We start from the raw sequence: 18916 nt of genomic DNA, 5'->3' as shown, positions 1-18916 counted from the left end.
ACCAAGCATAGCTTTTAGCTCAGGGTTTGCCGGGCTGTGACGCTTGCGTTCGTCCGCTTTCCCACCCGCCGCCCAGGGCCAGGAACAGATCGATCTGGCTCATGGCAACCTGGGTGTTGGCCGCTGCCAGCTGTGCGCGCACATCGGTATAGGTGCGGGTGGCTTGCAGGTCGGCCAGGAACGATGCGCGACCGGCCTGGAAGAAGCGATGGGTCTGCCCCGCCGCTTCCTTCGCCGACTCGCCGGCCTCATTCAGGGCATCACGGCGTTGCAGTTGCGCGGTGTATTGCGCAAGGCCGGTCTGGGTTTCGCGGATGGCATTGAGCACTACGCCGTCGAAGTGCGCCAGGGCGCCCTGGGTCGCGGCTTCGGCTTCGTGGATACGCGCACGGGCGCCGTTGGTCGGCACCGTCCAGCTGATCATCGGGCCGAAGCCCCAGCGGTTGGTAGGCGCCGTGCCTAAGTCATCCAGTATGCCGACGGTGCCAACAGTGGCGCCGATGCTGATGTCCGGGTACAGCGCAGCGGTGGCCACACCGATACGCGCGGTGGCGGCGGCCAGTTGGCGTTCGGCCTGGCGTACATCGGGGCGGCGTTTGAGCAATGCCGCGCCATCGCCCACCGGCAGCAATTGCGCGATATGCGGCAGCTCGGCGCAGGTGCCGGTGCCGGCCGGCAATTGGTCCACCGGCTTGGCTAGCAGCATCGACAGGCGGAACAAGCCGGCCTGGCGCGCCGCTTCGTAGCGCGGCATGTCGGCGCGCAGGGATTTGTATTGGGTCTGCGAGCGGGTGACCTGGGTTTCATCGCCGCGTCCGGCATCACGCAGGCGCTGCGTCAGCTTAGTACTCTGGGCTTGCAGGTCGAGGGACTCGTTGGCGATGGCCAACTCTTCGTTGGCCGCGCACACCTGGGTGTAGGAGCGCACCACATCCGCCACCAGGGTGATGCGGGCGATGTCGGCGGCAGCCTGAGCCGCATCCGCGTTGGCCTGGGCGCTTTCGATACCGCGCTGCAAGGCGCCGAACAAATCGAACTGGTACGAGGTGGTGATTCCCACGCTGCCGATGTTGGCCACCGGGACTTTTTCCGTCAGCAAAAACGCCTCGCCGGATTCCTGCAGACGCTGGGCCTCGGCCTTGGCGCCCGCGCTCCAGCCGCCCGCCGACTCAGCTTCCTGGGTCTGGAAACGCGCGCGTTGCAGGTTGGCGGCGGCCACCCGCAAGTCGGTGTTGGAGGCCATGGCCTGGCGCACCAGCTCATCCAGGCGCGGGTCGTTGTACAGCTTCCACCAGTCGGCCGGCACCGGGGCCGAGACGACATTGCTACCCTCGCCGGCGATCTGCCCTTGCAGATCGCCCCGGTTGATGGCGGACTTTTCCGGCAGCGTGTAATCCGGCCCCACCGCTTGGCAGGCCGACAGCAGCAACCCCAGCGCGGCGGCGGCCAACAGCTGCTTCATGGCTTGTCTCCGTCTTTGACCTTGTCGCCGATGATCGAGACGGTGGCGGTACGCCCGGCGATCATGCGGAAGTCCGCCGGCACATCGTCAAACGCGATACGCACCGGAATCCGCTGGGCCAGGCGCACCCAACTGAACGCCGGGTTGACGTTGGGCAACAGGTTGGAGCCGCTGCTGCGGTCGCGGTCTTCGATACCGGCGACGATGCTTTGCACATGGCCATGCAGGCGGGCGTTGTCGCCGATCACACGGATGTCCACACCCATGCCGACGTGGATACCGTCGAGCTTGGTCTCTTCGAAATAGCCGTCGATGTGGAACGAGTTGCTGTCGACCACCGACAGCACCGGGCGCCCGGCGGTGACGAACTCCTGGGTACGCGGCGCACGGTCGTTGACGTAGCCATCCACAGGGCTGCGGATCACCGAGCGGTCGAGGTTCAGTTGCGCGGAATCCACCGTCACCTGGGCTTCGGCCAGGGCCGACTGGGCACGGGCCACGCGGGACTGGCTTTCTTCCAGTTGCTCGCTGGGCACCAGGTTGCCCAGGCCACGGTTACGCTTGTACTCGCGCTGGGCCTGGGCCAGGGTTTCCTGGCGGTCGGCCACGGCGGCCTGGGCTTGGCGCAGCGCCAGCTTGAAGCGGTCCTGGTCCACGGCAAACAGCACTTGGCCCTTGGTCACCAGCTGGTTGTCGCGCACGTCCACGCGCTGGATCAACCCGGACACGTCCGGCGCGATCTGCACGATGTCGGCACGGATGTGGCCGTCACGGGTCCAGGGGGCAAACATGTAGTACATGACCATGCGCCACACCACGACGACCGCAAACGTTACGATCAACAACGTGAGGACTACACGGCCGATGGTCAAAAAAGGTTTTTTCATGTCATCAGGTATCGACTGAGTGAGTCCACCGCGCCCAGCAACAGCGCGTAGAGCCCCACATTGAACAATGCCCGGTGCCAGACCAGGCGATAGAAGTGGAGGCGGGTCAACAACCCGTGCACCACCAGGAACAACACATACGTAATGCCCATCAGCACCAGCAGCGTGGGCAGGAACACCCCGCTGATATCCAGATCTCCGATCATAAAGGCGCTCCATCAGGCAGCGGCGCTTCCATCTCAGTACCGCCAATGAACTCCACACCCGGCAGCAACGCCAGGCGCAAACCGGCCAACGCGTGCAACAAGTGCAGCCGGGTGTCGTCTTCGTCTTGCAGGCCCTGGCCGTTGAGCGCGCGGCGCGTGCGGTCGAGGGTCATCAGCAGACCGCTGGGCGCGGGCAGGCGTTCACCGGCCTTCAGGCACGCCTTGAAGTAACCGCCAACGCCTTCGACGACTTGGTTGAGCAACACCCGTGGCACGCCGAGGATGCGCGGCGAGTAGGCCAGCAGGTCGAGCAGGTTCAACGCCACGCGCAAATCGCGCAGGGCGGTGCCGGTGTCCTGGTTGATCAGCGCCAGGCGTGGCAGGTGTTGCATCAGACGGTCGAGCATCTGCACGGCCATGTGCCGGTGTTCGGCCAGGGTCGCAGGTTCGGTGAGGCCGACGATGTCGCGCCAGCTGAACCGGGTCAGGCGCTTGGCCGCCAGCTCAGCGCCGAAAGGCCGCGCGATCAGCGTCCACACAAAGGCGAACAGCAGGCCCACCGGCCCGGCCAGGTTGACGTTGGCGAAGTTGAGGAAGTCCGCGTCATAGGCGCCCTGGATACTGATGAACGATGAGGTATTCACCAGCGTCAGCAACATCCCCAGGTAAAAGCGCGGCTGCACGGTGAGCGTGCCGATGCAGATGAACGGCACCGCAAAGGCCAGCACCAGCATCGGGAAATCATGCAGGTTGGGCAGCACCAGGAACAGATAGAGGCTGGCGAACAGCACCGACATGGCGGTCCAGAAAAAGAACCGGTAGATCTGCGGCGCCGGGTCGTCCATCGAGGCAAAGAAGCTGCAGGCGACGGCGGCCAGGATCACCGCGCTGCCGCCGTCGGTCCAGCCGAGCAGGATCCACAGTACCGACGCGACAATGATCGCGGTGACGGTGGAAAACGCCGAGTAAAGCATCAGCCCTCGGTCGAGGAACGGCGTGAGCCGGCCCAGGCGCCAGTGACGGTACACGGCGCGCCAGGTGTCCTGGCTTTCGCACTGGATGGCGGCTTGCAGGCTGCGGCAGTCTTGCCACAGGTCGATCCACTCGGCCAGACGATACAGCGCATTGGAGAACAGCAGCGTATGACGATCATCGAGTGCTTCGCCGCTCGGTTGCAGGGCGTCGACCTGGTCACGCAGGACGCGCCAGCGTTCCATCGGCGCCGCTTCTTGGGTGTCCTCCAGCCACTGGCTGGTCGCTTCCAGCAGCGGCGTGATTTTATCGAGGAACTCCGGCGCGCGATGTTCGATGGCATAGAGCGCGTCGTCGAGGGCGTCCACCACCGGCAGCAGGTGGATCATGCGCCCGCGCAGCTCCTTGGTATTGCGCACCGTCTGCGGCCGTGCGCCTTCGTGAGGCAGCTGGCCGATCATCAATTCGAGGGTGTTGAAGGTGGCGACCATGCCGCCGCGCAAGGTGCTGATTTCTTCAGGCTGCACATTTCGCGTGATAAAGCGTTGGCTGTAGACCTGGGCATCGGCAAACCACTTGGCCACCGAACCATCGAACACCGGCATGAGCCGGCGCGGCCAGAACATTGCGCCCACCACCGCTGCTACCACGATACCGAGGAAGATTTCTTCGGTGCGCGCTTCGGCGACATCCCACACCGCCAGCGGGTTATCCACCACCGGCAGGGCGATCAGCGGCAAGGTGTAGCCGGCAAGCATCAGCGCGTAGTTGTTCGCCGTGCGCAAGTGCATCGACAGGAACAGCAAAGTGCCCGTCCACAGGGCAATCACCACCACCAGCATGTAGGGCGACTGCACGAACATCGGCACGAACAGCACGGCCGCCGCCGCGCCCATGAAAGTGCCGATGGCACGGTACAGCGCCTTGGAACTGGTCGGGCCGACAAACGGGCTGGAAACGATATACACCGTGGCCATCGCCCAGTACGGACGTGGCATTTGCATAAGCATGGCGATGTACAAGGCAATCATCGAGGCCGCGAAGGTGCGCACCCCGTAAAACCAATCGCGGGCGGGTGGGAAGCCGGTAAAAAATCCGTTCAAAGCGACGCCGCCTCGAAAGCACGCAGCACGCGCAGCGCGGCTTCCATATCGCTGTGGGCGATGTCTGCCAGCACGTCCTTGCGCAGGCGCACCAGTTGCTCTTCCACCGCTTGCACCAACTCGCGGCCACGCTCGGTAAGACTGAGGGACTTGGCGCGACGGTCGTGTACGTCTTCGGTGCGGCACACATAGCCGTCGCTGCACAGCCGGTCGAGCAGGCGCACCAGCGACGGGCTTTCCATCCCCGAGGCCTGGGCCACTTTGACCTGATGCACACCGTCGCCCAGGCGGCCGATCATCAACAACGGCACGGCGCAGGCTTCGGAGATGCCATAGCTCACCAGCGTGGTCTGGCAGATTTTGCGCCAGTTACGGGCGCCCACCACCATGCTGCTGCTGAGGTTCATCTGGAGTTGTTCGAGGGATTGAGGCACTGGATAGTTCGCATACAGTTAGTTTGCTAACTATCAATATGGTGGATGGATCCTATCGCGTCAAGTTTTGAAACAATTTTGCGGATGGGTGGTGGGTGGTAGGGGTAAGTAAAGCGGGTCTGGGGGCCAGTACTGAATTCCGGCCATCAAACCCAGGCCCTTGCGTCAGAAAAAGTTCACTAACGCGGTAAAACCTCAGATTTTTTTAACCTTCACCAGATTTTTTTAACTTTTGCCCTTTCTGCTAAGTTTTTTGCCCCCCTCGCCCACCCCGCAACATCAGATTCAACTCATCCACCACCTCAGCCCAATCCGCATCCTCCAGAATTTCCTCGCGCAAAAACGCCTTCTGGCTGTCCGTCCAGAAAAACGCATCCGCCAGGTTCAAATCCGGCTTGAGCGGTGAATGCACCGCCACGAATTTCTCGATACTCACCGGGTCATCCGGCAACCCGAGCTGTTTGAACAGTGACGGCAAGCTATGTACGGGCGATTGCATGACGGGCTCCTGATAGAAAAGCATTCACCCAGTCTAGCGGCAGCCCTCGGGTTGCGCCGACGGGACGTTGCACAACACGAACAACCGCGCCCTGGCGCCTCCGCCATCCTGGCGGCTGAGTTCGCGCCAGCCTTCGGGCAGCGGGGCGAATTCGTCCGGTGCTTCGTTGCTGCTGATCAGCCACACGCGGCGGGTTTCGGCGGGCAGTGCCGACAGGCGGTCGAGGTAGATGCGCCCGCCGTCCTGGTCCACCAGGGTGCCGAAGCCGTAGGCATTCGGCCGGGTTGAGGTGCCATCCGGCTTGGGTGGGGTGTAGAGCTGCAATTGGGCGTCGGTCTGGTCGTAATACACGTAGCTCAAGTACCACAACATGTCGCTGAGGACGATGCGGTCGTCTTCCTGGTAATTGCGGTTGACGAACTCCACCGGCACGTTGAATTGGTCGTGCTCATCCACGGTGAAATTGTTCTTCAACCCCACGAGCTCTACACCGACAAACAGCACGAACAACGCCGCTCCCAGCAGTGCAAACCGCGACGGCAGACGGTCGATGGCCATCGCCAGCAGAATCGGCAAACCCAGGGCGTATACCGTCAGGTAACGCTCGATAAATACCGGGGAAACAAACGACACGCCGTAGACCAGCAGCAGCGGCAACAGAAAGAACAGCACCATCAGGCTGGCCGGTCGGTGGCGCTCGCGATCACGCCAGGCCGTGATGACGACAACCGCCACCAGCAGCAGCGGGAACAGCCAGAACAACGGCGCCCAGAAGCCGACGCCTTCATCCTGCAGCACGAACTGCCAGATCATCGACGGCAGGGAGAACAGGCTGACGGGATCTTCCCAACCGATGTCGCCCCCCACCTTGAGCTGTTCGACATGCTGTACCAGGTCCAGCAGGTTCGGCAGCCACGGCAAGTACAGCAGCACAATCGCAGCGTTGGCCACCCACCAGGCCGGGCGTGTGATCAGGCGCTGGCCTTGCGGCGCCGTACCACACAACACACCCAGGTAAGCCCAGTGCACCAGCACGCACAGCGCGGTGAAGTAATGGGTGTAGAAACCGGCCGTCATCAACACGACATACGCCGCCAGATAGCGCGTGCGCTCGGGTTGGCGCACCCAGTACACCAGCGCCAGCGTGGCGCCCAGCAGCCACACGCCGAGCAGCGAATACATGCGCACTTCCTGGCTGTAACGCACCGCGGTCGGCAACAGCGCCAGCAGAATCCCCGCCAGCACCGCCGCGCGCCGGGTGGAGAGTTGCCGGGTGAGCCAGGTGCCCAGGCCCACGGCGACCACACCAGGAATGGCGCTCATGCCGCGAATCGACCAGATGCTGTCGCCGAACAGCTCGATCCAGCCGCGCAGCAGGAAAAAATACAGCGGTGGGTGCACGTCGTGCGCCGCGTGAAACCACAGGTCGCCCACGGCGTATTCACTGAGCAGCAGGCTCGAGCCTTCGTCGCCCCAGATCGCCGCCGCCGTCAGTTGGTAAAAGCGCAGGGCCATGGCCAGCGCCAAGATCGGCACCCACCAGAGACGGCTGATCCAGCCGGCACCTTCCCACGTGAGGCGATTGAGCGCCGGTAACGTCCCAACCTTTTCGTTTTGCTCTACCACAGACCGACGCACCTCAATTCCCCTGATTGCCCAAGCGCAAACACCGCCACTCTAGGACAAAAGCCCAAGATCCGCCGCTGGAATCGGACAAATCAGCAATTTGTGCAGGGCTTCTCCGAAGCAACCGTAGGAACAGGCTATTATTGCGCCCCTCCAAGGACTCAGGATCAAGGACACGTCATGCGCATCGGTTTTCTGTCACCCCTGGCACTGGCATTGCTCGCCGGTATTTCCCAACAGGCCCAGGCCAGCTCCGACGACTCGTGCTACCCCGACTGGCGGGTTTCGCGTGACAGCCTCGATTCGTGCAGCAACCTGCCCTTCCTCAGCCCCGGCAACGACAGTCGCGTCAACCTGCGCCTGCTGCTGGCTGACAAAACTTCAGCGCCCCTGGCACCCAACGCGTTGAGCGAAGACGATCTGTCCCAAGGTTTTGGTCCTGTGCCCTTTGCGGTCTATCGCCTGGCGCCGATTCCGAGCACTAACGAGGAACCGGACAACAAGCCCGACGACTCGCGCACTGCCGAACTGGACACGCTGCTCCAGCCCCTGGGTATCAAGCGCGACGACTACAAAACTGCGGGGGAAGCGTTTCTGAGTGGCGAAGGCAGCCGCTGCCGCAGCAACGACGATGACAGCGCCACAGCGTTCATCAGCCAGGTGATCAAGGCCGACATGCCGGCAGCCGAGCGCGAGTTGCTGGTGAAGGCGCGTTTGCAGCTGCTGACCGCCTGCTCCTGGGAAGGCCAGGTGGTGGACGCGCAGCAGATTCAGTCCGCCGATGGCCAACTGATGCGTACCTACCTGCAAGCCGCCGCCGATTTCTACAGCGGCCGCTTCGGCGACGCCGAACGGGGTTTTATCGCTGCCGGCGCCAGCAATCTGCCTTGGCTGAAGGAAGCTGCGTCGTACATGACCGCACGCACGTCCTTGAACCAGGCCCAGGCTGAAGCCTTCGACGAATACGGCATGCCGCAACTCGCGCGTGTGGATAAGTCGGCCTTGAACGATGCCGAGCAAGGTTTTCTCGGCTACCTGGAGGCTTATCCAAAGGGCGAATACGTGGCCTCCGCCCGTGGCCTGCTGCGGCGGGTTTATTGGCTGGGGGATGACAACAGCAAACTCGCCGAAGCCTACGCCTGGGCCATGACCCAGGCCACTGACACACAACGCAATGTGTCGGTGGATGAGCTGGTGCAGGAAGCCGACCTCAAGCTGCTGATGGTCAACAGCGAAACCGTCAGTACACCGATGATCCAGTTTGTCAGTGACTTGATGGTGATGCGCGGTGGCGACCAGCCCGCCCTCTCCCGCGCCGACCTGGAAAAGCAAAAAGCCGCATTCGCCAATGCGCCAGAGCTGTATGACTACCTGCTGGCGGTCAATGCGCTGTACAGCGAGCATCAGCCCGACGCCGCCTTGAAGCTGTTGCCGCAAAGCGTACCGTCGAACCTGACTTATTTCGCCTTCAGCCAACAGACCCTACGCGCCCTCGCCCTGGAAGAAAAAAAGGACTGGAAAGGCGCCGAAGCCCTCTGGCTGCAACTGCTGCCGCTGGCGAAATTGCCGTTGCAACGCGACCAGCTGGAGCTGGCCCTGGCGATGAACTACGAGCGCAGCGGCCAGTTGGACAAGGTGTTCGCCGCCGACTCGCCGATCAGCGCCAAGCAGGTGCGTTATATCCTGCTGCGCAACGTCGCCGGCCCTGAGCTGCTGCGCCAGCAGATCGCCCAGGCCAGCGACCCGCTGGAACGCCAGACCGCACAATTCGTGCTGCTCTACAAAGACCTGCTGCGCGGCCAGTTCGCCACCTTCGCCGACGACCTCAAGCAACTGCCGGCCAGCGCCCCGGAAGACAAACTGGGCACCAGCCTGGGCTACGTCTACAGCGTCAGCCAGACCTTGAAGCTGTTCCAGTGGAATGGCGACAAAGCCGAGTCCGGCTACGCCTGCCCGAGCATCGCGCAGATCGCCGCAACCTTGCAGGCCGATGACAAAAACCCACAGGGCCTCAACTGCCTGGGCGAATTCATCCTGCGCAACGGCCTGGACGGCATGCCGCTGGAACAGGCACGCGCCGCCGGCAGCCTGGGCAGCAGCGCATCGGACTTCAAGGGTGAAACCTTCTCGCGCCTGGACGGCTACAAACAGGTGATCGGCAACGCCAAGGCGCCGAAGAACGACAAGGCCTACGCGCTGTTCCGTGCGATCAACTGCTATGGGCCATCGGGCTACAACAGTTGCGGCGGCGTCGATGTGGAGCCGGCCGTGCGCAAGGCGTGGTTCCGTCAGTTGAAAACCGGCTTCGCCGACACCCAGTGGGGCAAGTCCCTGCAGTACTACTGGTGAGACACCTGTGGCTCGGCTTGCTGCTACTGGCAAGCCCGGCCTTCGGCGCCGTCGACGCCCGCGACTATGACGCCTTCTGGCTGTGGAGTGGCGTCACCCCACAGCCGGTACTCAAGCAGGCCAAGACCCTGTACATCCTCCAGGGCCAGATCAACTCGACTCGCCGCGCGCCCCAGCGCGGCGTGCGGATTATAGCCCAAGGCATCAGCGTGCCGCGCCTGACCCAGGGCGACATCTGGATCGTCTACCGCGCCCACACCCTGCGCTGGCCCGAGCCGGTCTACAGCCAACTGCTCGGCCAGGTGCAACGCTGGCGCGACGCGGGCAACCCGGTAGTCGGTATCCAGATCGACTTCGATGCGCGCACCCAATACCTGCACGAATACGCCGGGTTCTTGCGCGACCTGCGCCGGCGTTTGCCGGCCGACCTGCGCCTGAGCATCACCGGCCTGATGGACTGGAGCAGCAACGCCGACCCGGCTGCCATCGCCCAACTCAAGGGCGTGGTGGATGAGGTGGTGGTGCAGACGTACCAGGGGCGCCATAGCATCCCGGATTACGCGGCGTACTTGCCACGCATGAATCGGATGGGGCTGCCGTTCAAGATCGGCTTGATTCAGGGTGGAGAGTGGGAAGCGCCGGGGTATTTGCAGGGGAGCGAGTGGTTTCGGGGGTACGTGGTGTTTTTGCAGAATCGGTAACCTGACCCGCACCCACCGTGCGCAATGGATACACCGATTCCCAGCCGCCACCCAACGCTTTATACAAGCCAACCATCGCCAGGGACACGCCGGTCGAGCTTTCCACCCACTGCTCCTGCGTCGCCAGCAGCGCGCTTTGCACGGTGAGCACGTTGACGAAATCCACTACACCTTCCACGTACTGCTGTTGCGCGGTGCGCAGGGCAATCTGGTTCTGGCGCACGGCTTCGGCCAGGCTGTCGCGGCGCAGTTGGCTGGCGTTGTAGCGGGTCAACTGATCGTCGATCTCATGCCAGGCGCGCAGCACGGTTTGCTGGTAGGCGAGCGCCGCTTCCTGTTGCTGGGCTTCGCGCAGGTTCAACATGCCTTGCAGGCGCCCGCCGTTGAACAGCGGCAGGCTCAATTGCGGGCCGAAGGCAAAGGCACGGGAGCCCCAGGAACCGAAGTCCGAGAGTTGCATGGCCTGGGAGCCGAGGCTGCCGGACAAGGTGATACGCGGGTAGAAGTCACCCTTGGCCACGCCGATGCTGGCGGTGGCGGCGTGCAGGCGGGCCTCGGCCTGGCGGATGTCCGGGCGGCGCTCGGCCAGTTCGGACGGCAGGCCAATCGCGACCTGGCGCTGGGTTTGCGGCACGGCGGCGTCCTTGGATAGTTGCACGTGCAGCGCTTGCGGCGGCGCGCCCATCAACAGGCTGAGGGCGTTGATCAGCTGGTCCTGGCGCTGTTGCAAGTCTGGCAAGCGCGCCTCGATGGCGGCGACCTGGGCGGCGGCTTCGGCGACATCCAGGTCGGTCGCCACGCCGTCGGCCAAGCGCAATTGCGACAGCTTGAGGCTGTGGCGCGCGACATCGAGGTTCTGCTCGGTGACGGCGCGGGTATTCTGCACGCCGCGCAGTTGAATGTAGTCCTGGGCGGTCTCGGCAAGTACCGATAGCAGCACGGCACGGCGGTCGTCTTCGGCGACTTGCAGGGTGGCGTCGGCGGCTTCGGTTTCGCGTTTTACCCGGCCCCAGAAGTCCAGCTCCCAGGAGGCGGAAAAACCCGCGTCCCACTGGTTGAACGCCGCACGGCCGTTCTCGCCGGACGGGTCGCTCAGGCCTTTGCCGCTGTTGCGTTTGCGCTGGTAAGCCCCCGTCGCATCAACCTCGGGATAACGCTCGGCGGTCGTCACCTGGCGTACAGCGCGGCTTTGTTGCAGGCGACTGCTGGCCAGTTTCAGGTCGAGGTTATCGGTGAGCGCACGGCGTGTGAGGGCCGAGAGTTGCGCGTCTTGGAACACATCCCACCAACGTTCCTGCAAGGGTTCCGTGACGGCACGGCTGGCTGCCTGGCGCCCCTGGGGCTCGCTCCATTGCGTCACTTGCGGACCTTGAGGCGTGTGGAAGTCCGGACCGACCGTGCAGGCACTCAGGCTGATGAGGCTCAAGGTGAGCCAGGCAACTCGCTTCATTGCTGGGCGACCTCACGCTGCTGCGCGACCGGGCGGGTGTCGACGCTGGCTTCCACCGACATGCCGACACGCAGGCGTTCGATGTGGGCCTGGTTGGGTTCGAGGACAATCTTTACCGGAATGCGCTGTACCACCTTGGTGAAGTTGCCGGTGGCGTTGTCGGGCTTGACCGAGGCGAAGGTCACCCCGGTTGCAGGCGCGAGGCTTTCAAGATGACCGTTGAGCAACTCACCATCGAGGCTGTCGACGCGCACCTGCACCGCTTGGCCGGCGTGCATATGGGAGAGCTGGGTTTCCTGGAAGTTGGCCACCACATAAGCCTCCTCCAGCGGCACGACCGCAAGGATCTTGCTGCCCGGTGTCACATAGGCGCCTACCCGTACCGCACGCTCGCCGACCATGCCATCCACCGGCGCGACGATGCGCGTGTACGACAGCTGATAACTGGCCAGTTCCAACGCGGCCTGGGCACGCTTGAGTCCGCCTTCGGCGGCATCGCGCTGGGCGGTGAGAATTTCCACTTGCTTGCGTTCGGCCGCCAGCACCGCCGTGGCGTTGGCCAGACGCGCAGTGGCCTGGTCGATGCGGGTCTTGGCTTGCTGGGCGTTCTGCACCGTGCCGGCGCCCACACCGGCGAGGTGGTTGTAGCGGTTCAGTTCGTGTTCGGCGAAAGCCATTTCGGCACGGTCCGCCGCGACGGTGGCCTGGGCCTGGGCGATCACCGAGCTTTGGCGCTCCAGGGTCGCGGTGGCGTTTTTCAGTTGGGCCTGGGCGACCAAGGCGTCGGCATCGGCGGCCTGGGCAGCGGCGCGGAAGTCGCGGTCGTCGATCAGTGCCAACAGCTGGCCGGCCTTGACGCGCTGGTTGTCTTCCACCAGCACCTCCTTGATGAAGCCGGCCACACGCGGCGCCACCAGGGTGAAGTCAGCGGCGACGAAAGCGTCGTTGGTGGTCTGGCGCTTGCTGCCCAACACGCCCGGCGCGACCAGGTAAACCAGCACGCCGACAGCAAATACAGCGATGACGGCGACGGCGATTTTATCTTTGCGTTTCATGAACAGTCCTTTCAATCAAGTCGGTGCGCGTGGCGGAAAGATCCGCGTGGGCATCCAGAAAATCAGCAGGATCAACGCCACCGCGACCGCGGCCATGACGTAGTACAAATCCGAAGAGGTCAGCACCACGGCCTGCTCGTGCAGGCGGTGCGCCAGGCCCGGCGCGTCGCCGTCGACCAGGGGCGAATTGCCCAGACGATCGACCAGCATGGTCGAGTGGAAGTGCAGGCGCTGGGTGGTCAGCGTGTCGAGCACGCCCGTGGCGATCACGGCGGCCAGGCCCTTGATGGTGTTGAACCAGGCCGAAGCGAACGGCCCGTCCATGGGCTGGATGCTGCCGGTGGAAAGCATCAGCAGCGGCAGCACGGCCATCGGTTGTCCGAAAATTTGCAGCAGGTACAGGCCGTAGAAATCGTCGCGAATCCATTCCGACGTCAGGTGCGCACTGCCCACGCAGCACAGCACCAGCATGCCCAGGCCGATCCCCAGCACCCAGCGGCAATCGACCCAGCGCAGGTTGCACAGCGCCGCCACCAACGGCAGCGCGATCAACTGCGGGATCGCCATCAGCAGCATCACCGGCGCGGTTTGCAGTGGACGGTAACCCTGCACCTGGGCGAGAAAACTCGACGGGATGATGATCACCGAGGTCAGCACCATCAGCACGCCCGCCAGCACAATCAGGGCGAACGAGAGGTTGCGCAGGCCGAGCATCTGCAGCTTGAAGAAGGGTATGGGCTGCGACCATTCGTTGAGCATGAACAGCACCAGCAACACACCGCCGCCACACAGCAGGAAGGTGATCAGGCCCGACTCGAACCAGTCCAGGCGGTTGCCTTGCAGAATGCCGATCACCAGCATGCAGATCGCCGGGAAGCCCAGCAACAGGCCGCGCCAGTTGAACTGTTTGAAGCGCTCCAGGCGCAACGGGTCTTGCGGCAGGCCGTAGGCCACGGCGGCCATGGCCAGCAGGCACGGCGCAACGATCTGCCAGAACGCCCACTGCCAGCCGACGTACTCGGTCCACAAGGCCGCCAGTGGTGTGCCCAGGCTCGGGCCGAAGGTGGCGGTGAGGGCGTAGCCGGCCAGGCCGTACAGCTTGACGTTGGCCGGCAGGAAACGCAGGGCCACAGTCATCAGCATCGGCGGCAACGCGCCGCCGGCCAGGCCTTGCACGGTGCGCAGCACCAGCAGGCTTTCGTAGTTCGGCGCGAACGGGCACAGGATGCCGAGCACCGTGAACAACCCGATGGCACAAAGGGTGAAGCGGCGCAGGGAAAACGTTACCGAACACCAGGGCGCAAAGGCCATGGCCGCCACGGAAGTGGCGGTGTAGGCCGCGACCAGCCAGGTGCCTTCGTCAAACCCGATGTACAGCGCGCCACGGATATCCGCGAGGGCCACTTTGGTGACCATCTCGTTGAGGCCGGAGACCAGCACCGCCAGCAACACGCCGACCAGGCCAATGATGATGCGCGGGCCGAATACGGGCGGGTTCATGGCAGTGGGTTTGGCTGCGACCGCAAGGGTGGGGGCAGCGAGGGACGTCATGGACAGGCAACTCGGAATGATCAATACCCGAGCAGTTTAATCAGGCACACACATGACAAAAAGTTACTTGTTGGAAGGATATAAGTGCGCCAAACGCAACTATTAGACGGGCTGCGCTTCGAGCCACGTGGCGTGACAACTCTCGCGCATGGTTTCACGCAGCCATTTGTGGGCAGGGTCCTTGTCGAAGCGCGGGTGCCAGGACTGGGCCAATACCAGCGTCGGCAACGAGATCGGCAAGGCGAAGGCGCGCAGTGGCAGTTTCAGGCGCGTCGCGCTCAGCAGCGCTTCCTTGGGCACCGGCAGCAGCAGGTCGGAATCGGGCAGCATGAACATTGCACCGTGAAAGCCCGGTGCGATCATCGCCACACGGCGTTCCAGGCCCTGGGCATTCAGCGCGGTGTCGATCGGCCCCCGCGCAATGCCGCGCCGCGAGATGCTGATATGGGAATAGCTGGCGAAACGTGCAGCGGTGATTTCTTCGTCGAACAGCGGGTGATCTTCCCGCGCCAGGCCGACGAAGGTAGTGGAAAACAGGTTCTGCACTTTCACTTCGGGGCTGGCGGGCATGGTGTTGCTCACCCGCAGGTCCAGGCGCCCTTCGCGCAGGGCCTCGTCGTCGGTATTGCCTTCGGGCACGAAGCACAGCTCGCAAAAGGGGGCCATGCGCTCCATGGTGTCGAACAGGCGCCCGCCATACACACCGATGAAAAAGTCATTGGCGCGCACGCTGAAGCGGCGACGCAGGGTGCTCAGGTCCACCTGGTCCGCCGAGCGGAACAGCAGCGCCGCCTGCTCCACCACGTTGCGCACCTGGCCTTGCAACTCCAGGGCCTTGGGTGTGGGCACCAGACCCCGGCCGGCGCGCACCAGGATCGGGTCCCCCACCGCTTCGCGGATACGCGTGAGCGTGCGGCTCATGGCCGCCGGGCTGAGGTTCATGCGGCGCGCGGCGCCCACTACGCTGCCCTCATCGAGCAGGGCATCGAGGGCGACCAGCAGGTTCATGTCCGGTAGTTGCATGCCAGGCACTCGTGAACAACGGGGCGTGAAGTGAGCGCAATCGTAGCAGGCTTTACAGGTAGCGCCTCAGTTTGACGGGCAGGTATTTCGCGAAGGTGGATTTAGGGTGCGCCTGGCACTTGCGCACAATGTCCGGCAGCGCGCTTTCCAGTTCGTCGGCCCGGGTCAGGCCTTCGTCGTAGCCGCTTTTACCACTCAATGCCGGGAACATCACAGCGACACGGGTGATGGCAAAACTCTTCATCTGGATGAGCGGACGGGAAGGATGATTACGGCGGAACTGACTGACTTCTTCGTTCAACGCGCTGCAGGACTGATAGGTCGTTTCCATAAAGGACAGCTGAGTACTCGTTGCCCTGACCTCTTCAGGCGTGAAGATCATTTCGTTCTGCGCGTCGATCACCGCTGGCTGGTCTGCATTCACCGCCCAGGGTTTGAAACGCCATTGTTGGGCCGCCGCCACGGCGGCTGCGCCGAACTCAGGCTTGGTGGCGCTGAGCGCTTTTACATCGCTGACCGAACCATCACTGTGGATGTTCAAGCTGATGCGCGCATGTCCCGGAAGGGACGTCAGGAACGCCGGGTATTGCGGCTTGGGCATGGACACTGCTTCGGGTACGAACTCCGCCAACACCGAGGTCGATAACAACACAGCCGCTGCCAAGACAAGAAAACGCATCGTCGTAAATCCCTTTACCAGAACGGTTCGACGCCATCGCGGCGCCGAATTCGGACGGGATTATCGAAGCCAGACAGGGCAAAGAGCAACCATTCCTATTTAAAAGCGACGATTCTTATGGCCTCGTGGGATCAACGCTGCATACCCCAGCGCTTGACCGTCAGACGCTCGAACGTATCAAACACCAGGTTTTCAACCAGCAGCCCGATCAGGATCACCACCGCCAGCCCGGCGAATACCTTGTCGGTGTACAGCTCGTTGCGGTTCTGGAAGATGTACCAACCCAAGCCGCCCTTGCCGCTGGTGGCACCAAATACCAACTCGGCGGCGATCAAGGTGCGCCAGGCGAACGCCCAGCCGATCTTGAGGCCCGCGAGGATCGACGGCAGCGCCGCCGGGATCAGGATGAACAGCACAAAACGCATGCCCTTGAGGCCATAGTTGCGACCGGCCATGCGCAGGGTTTCGGACACGCCGAGGAACCCCGAATAGGTATTGAGCGCCAGCGCCCACAGCACCGAATGCACCAGCACGAAGATCAGGCTGTTCTGCCCCAGGCCAAACCACAGTAGCGCCAGCGGTAACAACGCGATGGCAGGCAGCGGGTTGAACATTGAAGTCAGCGTACTGAGCAAATCGCGGCCCAGTTGGGTCGACACCGCCAGGGTGGTCAGGGCGAACGCCAGCACGATACCGATCAAGTAGCCTTTGATCAGCACGGCCAGCGAGATGCTGACTTTGCTGAGCAATTCACCACTGAGCAGGCCGTCGTACAGCGCGTGAAAGGTCTGCAAGAAACTCGGCAACAGCAGGTCGTTGTCCTGGTAGCGCGCAACGGCTTCCCAGAGGACCGCGAGCACAATCAGGATCAGGCCTTTGCGCAGCCAGCCTTGTTGCCAGAGGCGTTGACGCAAGGGCAACTCGCGTTCCACGGGGACACTGAGCAGCGGTTCTAGGGAGATTTCAAATTCCTGGCGCATTGGGTTGACCCTTCAGTAAGCGATGCGGATATCGGCGAAACCCAACTCACGTCCAACCTGGGGCGCTTCATCGAACAGCAAACGATGAATGCGCCGCGCCGATGCCTGGAACGCCACGCCCCCGAGGCTGTGCAGGTCGTATTGATGGCTGTGGACCTCCGCACGTACACGCCCGGGATGAGGCGACAGCAACAGGATGCGATTGCCCACTACCAGCGCTTCTTCAATGGAGTGCGTGACGAACAACAGGGTGAAGCGCACCTCTTCCCAGAGCAGCAGCAACTCTTCCTGCATCTTGCGTCGAGTCAGGGCGTCGAGGGCGGCGAAGGGCTCGTCCATCAACAGGATTTTCGGCTGCATGGCCAGGGCACGGGCGATGGCGACGCGGGCTTTCATGCCGCCGGAAAGGGTGTGTGGATAGGCATCGGCAAAGGCGCTGAGGCCGACTTTGTCGAGGTAGTGCAGCGCGCGTTCTTCGGCTTCGCCGCGCTTCAAGGTTTTCGAGGCCAGCAGCGGGAACATCACGTTCTGCTTGACGGTTTTCCACGGCGGCAACTGGTCGAATTCCTGGAACACCACGATGCGATCCGGGCCGGGTTGCTCGACCTTTTGCCCCAACAGGCGGATCTCGCCTTCGCAGGGTTTGATAAACCCGGCGATAGACTTGAGCAAGGTGGATTTGCCACAGCCCGAAGGGCCGAGCAGCACGTAGCGGTCAGCCGGGTCGATCTCGAAACTCACTTGGTGGGTGGCCCGCACCACCCGCTCGGGCGTGCGGTATTCCAGGCTGACGTTATCCACCGCCAGCAGCGGCTGCGCCGTGTTCAGAGTGCTGGCCGCGTGGCCTTGCAGGGGCATGTTCATTTCATCTCACTTGGCGCAAATGGGGATCAGAAAGGCGCATCGCCCTGGATGGTGGTGCGAAACAGCTTACGGCGCAGGTGGCTCGGGCAGCCGGCAGCCAGGTGGATCAGCGAGCGGTTGTCCCAGAACACCAGGTCGTGGGGCTGCCATTGGTGACGGTAGATGTTGTGTGGCAACACGCTGTAGGCGTAGAGCTGGGCCAGCAGGTCGCGGCTCTCGTCTTCCGGCAGGCCGACGATGCGGGTGGTGAACCCTTCACTGACGAAGAGTGCCTTGCGGCCGTTTTCCGGGTGGGTGCGCACGATGGGGTGCACGACTTCCGCGACTTGGGCAAGCTGCTCAGGGGTCAGCGTGGGGCGCCAGTTGCCTTCGAATTTGGTTTCGCTGTAACGCGCGGTGTAGGAATGCGCGGCACTGCGGCCCTCGACAGCTTTACGCAGGTGCTCGGGCAACTGGTCCCAGGCTTTGTGCATGTCGGCGAACAGGGTATCGCCGCCTTCAGACGGCAGTTCTTGGGCGTGCAACATTGAGCCCAGGCTGGGCAGCTCTTTGTAAGACAGATCCGAATGCCAGAATTTGCCTGCGTCTCCCAGGCCGATGGATTGGCCGTTTTCAATGATGTTGGAGACGATCAGGATTTCCGGGTGGTTGGCCAGCAGGAACTGTTTGAGCACATGGATCTGCAGCACACCAAAACGGCGACTGAAGGCGATCTGCTGTTCGGGGGTGATCCGCTGGTCACGGAACACCACAACGTGATGGTCCAGGTGCGCACGGTGAATTCGCGCAAAATCCTGCTCGCTGACCGGGCGCGACAAGTCCAGGCCAATGATCTGGGCACCGACGCTGCCGGAAAAAGGCAGAATCTCGAAGGTTTGGGCGGTGGCGGTCGCTGTTGGAACAGTAGAGGTGGCGGACATGAGGTCACTCCCGGTCAGTCAGGAGAGCGACTTTATAGATATAAGAACCTCAGTTTAAATACTGATAATGAATATCTATATACGGGAAAGTCCCATGAGAACTCATACCTCCTGGCACTTGGGGAATAAACTGCAACGGTAAAGTGTTGAGTCCA

The 18916-nt window shown here is 62.9% G+C and carries 17 protein-coding genes; 2 read left to right on the top strand and 15 right to left on the bottom strand.

What is annotated here, in order from left to right:
* Positions 1 to 19: 19 nt before the first annotated feature.
* The 7 genes from M2497_RS01675 to M2497_RS01645 all read right to left on the bottom strand — a co-directional run bounded on the left by M2497_RS01675 (position 20) and on the right by M2497_RS01645 (position 7201).
* Entirely contained in the window at positions 20 to 1462 is a 1443-nt protein-coding gene (locus M2497_RS01675; RefSeq protein WP_248485611.1) for an efflux transporter outer membrane subunit, read from the bottom strand.
* Complete coding sequence (locus M2497_RS01670) at positions 1459 to 2349, bottom strand: efflux RND transporter periplasmic adaptor subunit (RefSeq protein ID WP_010214245.1); 891 nt, start codon at positions 2347 to 2349, stop codon at positions 1459 to 1461. The genes M2497_RS01675 and M2497_RS01670 overlap by 4 nt, the downstream gene beginning before the upstream one ends.
* Positions 2346 to 2555, bottom strand: a complete 210-nt coding sequence (locus M2497_RS01665) for a DUF1656 domain-containing protein (protein ID WP_010214247.1) — start codon at positions 2553 to 2555, stop codon at positions 2346 to 2348. Before M2497_RS01665 ends, M2497_RS01670 begins: the two co-directional genes overlap by 4 nt.
* Positions 2552 to 4630: an FUSC family protein gene (locus M2497_RS01660; RefSeq protein WP_248485610.1), complete on the bottom strand. Its 2079-nt coding sequence runs from the start codon at positions 4628 to 4630 to the stop codon at positions 2552 to 2554. Before M2497_RS01660 ends, M2497_RS01665 begins: the two co-directional genes overlap by 4 nt.
* Complete coding sequence (locus M2497_RS01655) at positions 4627 to 5037, bottom strand: MarR family transcriptional regulator (RefSeq protein ID WP_248485609.1); 411 nt, start codon at positions 5035 to 5037, stop codon at positions 4627 to 4629. The genes M2497_RS01660 and M2497_RS01655 overlap by 4 nt, the downstream gene beginning before the upstream one ends.
* 271 nt (positions 5038 to 5308) lie before the next feature.
* Positions 5309 to 5563 (bottom strand): DUF2789 domain-containing protein, encoded by a 255-nt coding sequence (locus tag M2497_RS01650; protein ID WP_248485608.1) that lies wholly within the window; start codon positions 5561 to 5563, stop codon positions 5309 to 5311.
* Positions 5564 to 5596: 33 nt separating this feature from the next.
* Entirely contained in the window at positions 5597 to 7201 is a 1605-nt protein-coding gene (locus M2497_RS01645) for a glycosyltransferase family 39 protein (protein WP_248485607.1), read from the bottom strand.
* Positions 7202 to 7369: 168 nt separating this feature from the next.
* Between M2497_RS01645 and M2497_RS01640 the strand changes: the two genes are divergently transcribed.
* Together M2497_RS01640 and M2497_RS01635 are read left to right on the top strand one after the other, a co-directional pair.
* Entirely contained in the window at positions 7370 to 9538 is a 2169-nt protein-coding gene (locus M2497_RS01640) for an outer membrane assembly lipoprotein YfiO (protein WP_248485606.1), read from the top strand.
* The gene (locus tag M2497_RS01635) at positions 9535 to 10239 is read left to right on the top strand and encodes a DUF3142 domain-containing protein (protein ID WP_248485605.1); all 705 of its coding nucleotides are present in this window, start codon (positions 9535 to 9537) and stop codon (positions 10237 to 10239) included. Before M2497_RS01640 ends, M2497_RS01635 begins: the two co-directional genes overlap by 4 nt.
* Here the strand turns inward: M2497_RS01635 and M2497_RS01630 are convergent.
* From M2497_RS01630 to M2497_RS01595, 8 genes are all read right to left on the bottom strand, one after another.
* Positions 10139 to 11689 (bottom strand): efflux transporter outer membrane subunit, encoded by a 1551-nt coding sequence (locus M2497_RS01630; RefSeq protein ID WP_248485604.1) that lies wholly within the window; start codon positions 11687 to 11689, stop codon positions 10139 to 10141. The genes M2497_RS01635 and M2497_RS01630 overlap by 101 nt on opposite strands.
* Positions 11686 to 12744: an HlyD family secretion protein gene (locus M2497_RS01625; protein ID WP_248485603.1), complete on the bottom strand. Its 1059-nt coding sequence runs from the start codon at positions 12742 to 12744 to the stop codon at positions 11686 to 11688. The genes M2497_RS01630 and M2497_RS01625 overlap by 4 nt, the downstream gene beginning before the upstream one ends.
* Positions 12745 to 12759: 15 nt before the next feature.
* A complete protein-coding gene (locus tag M2497_RS01620) occupies positions 12760 to 14295 on the bottom strand; it encodes an MFS transporter (protein ID WP_248485602.1) in 1536 nt (511 codons plus the stop codon).
* A gap of 102 nt (positions 14296 to 14397) precedes the next feature.
* The gene (locus M2497_RS01615) at positions 14398 to 15318 is read right to left on the bottom strand and encodes a LysR family transcriptional regulator (RefSeq protein WP_248485601.1); all 921 of its coding nucleotides are present in this window, start codon (positions 15316 to 15318) and stop codon (positions 14398 to 14400) included.
* Positions 15319 to 15370: 52 nt separating this feature from the next.
* Positions 15371 to 15997 carry a TonB family protein gene (locus M2497_RS01610; RefSeq protein WP_248485600.1) on the bottom strand — a complete coding sequence of 209 codons (627 nt, stop codon included), beginning with the start codon at positions 15995 to 15997 and terminating at the stop codon, positions 15371 to 15373.
* Positions 15998 to 16128: 131 nt separating this feature from the next.
* Positions 16129 to 16977, bottom strand: a complete 849-nt coding sequence (locus M2497_RS01605) for an ABC transporter permease (RefSeq protein WP_248485599.1) — start codon at positions 16975 to 16977, stop codon at positions 16129 to 16131.
* 12 nt (positions 16978 to 16989) lie between these two features.
* Entirely contained in the window at positions 16990 to 17841 is an 852-nt protein-coding gene (locus tag M2497_RS01600; protein WP_248485598.1) for an ABC transporter ATP-binding protein, read from the bottom strand.
* A 26-nt stretch (positions 17842 to 17867) separates the two neighbouring features.
* Positions 17868 to 18761 (bottom strand): TauD/TfdA family dioxygenase, encoded by an 894-nt coding sequence (locus tag M2497_RS01595; protein ID WP_248485597.1) that lies wholly within the window; start codon positions 18759 to 18761, stop codon positions 17868 to 17870.
* Positions 18762 to 18916 lie beyond the last annotated feature (155 nt).

Origin of the sequence: Pseudomonas sp. CYM-20-01 (genome assembly GCF_023169845.1) — a bacterium.
GTDB classification, from domain to species: domain Bacteria; phylum Pseudomonadota; class Gammaproteobacteria; order Pseudomonadales; family Pseudomonadaceae; genus Aquipseudomonas; species Aquipseudomonas azotoformans.
Note: the sequence above shows the minus strand (reverse complement) of the source record. Positions and strands in the feature narration are given on the sequence as shown.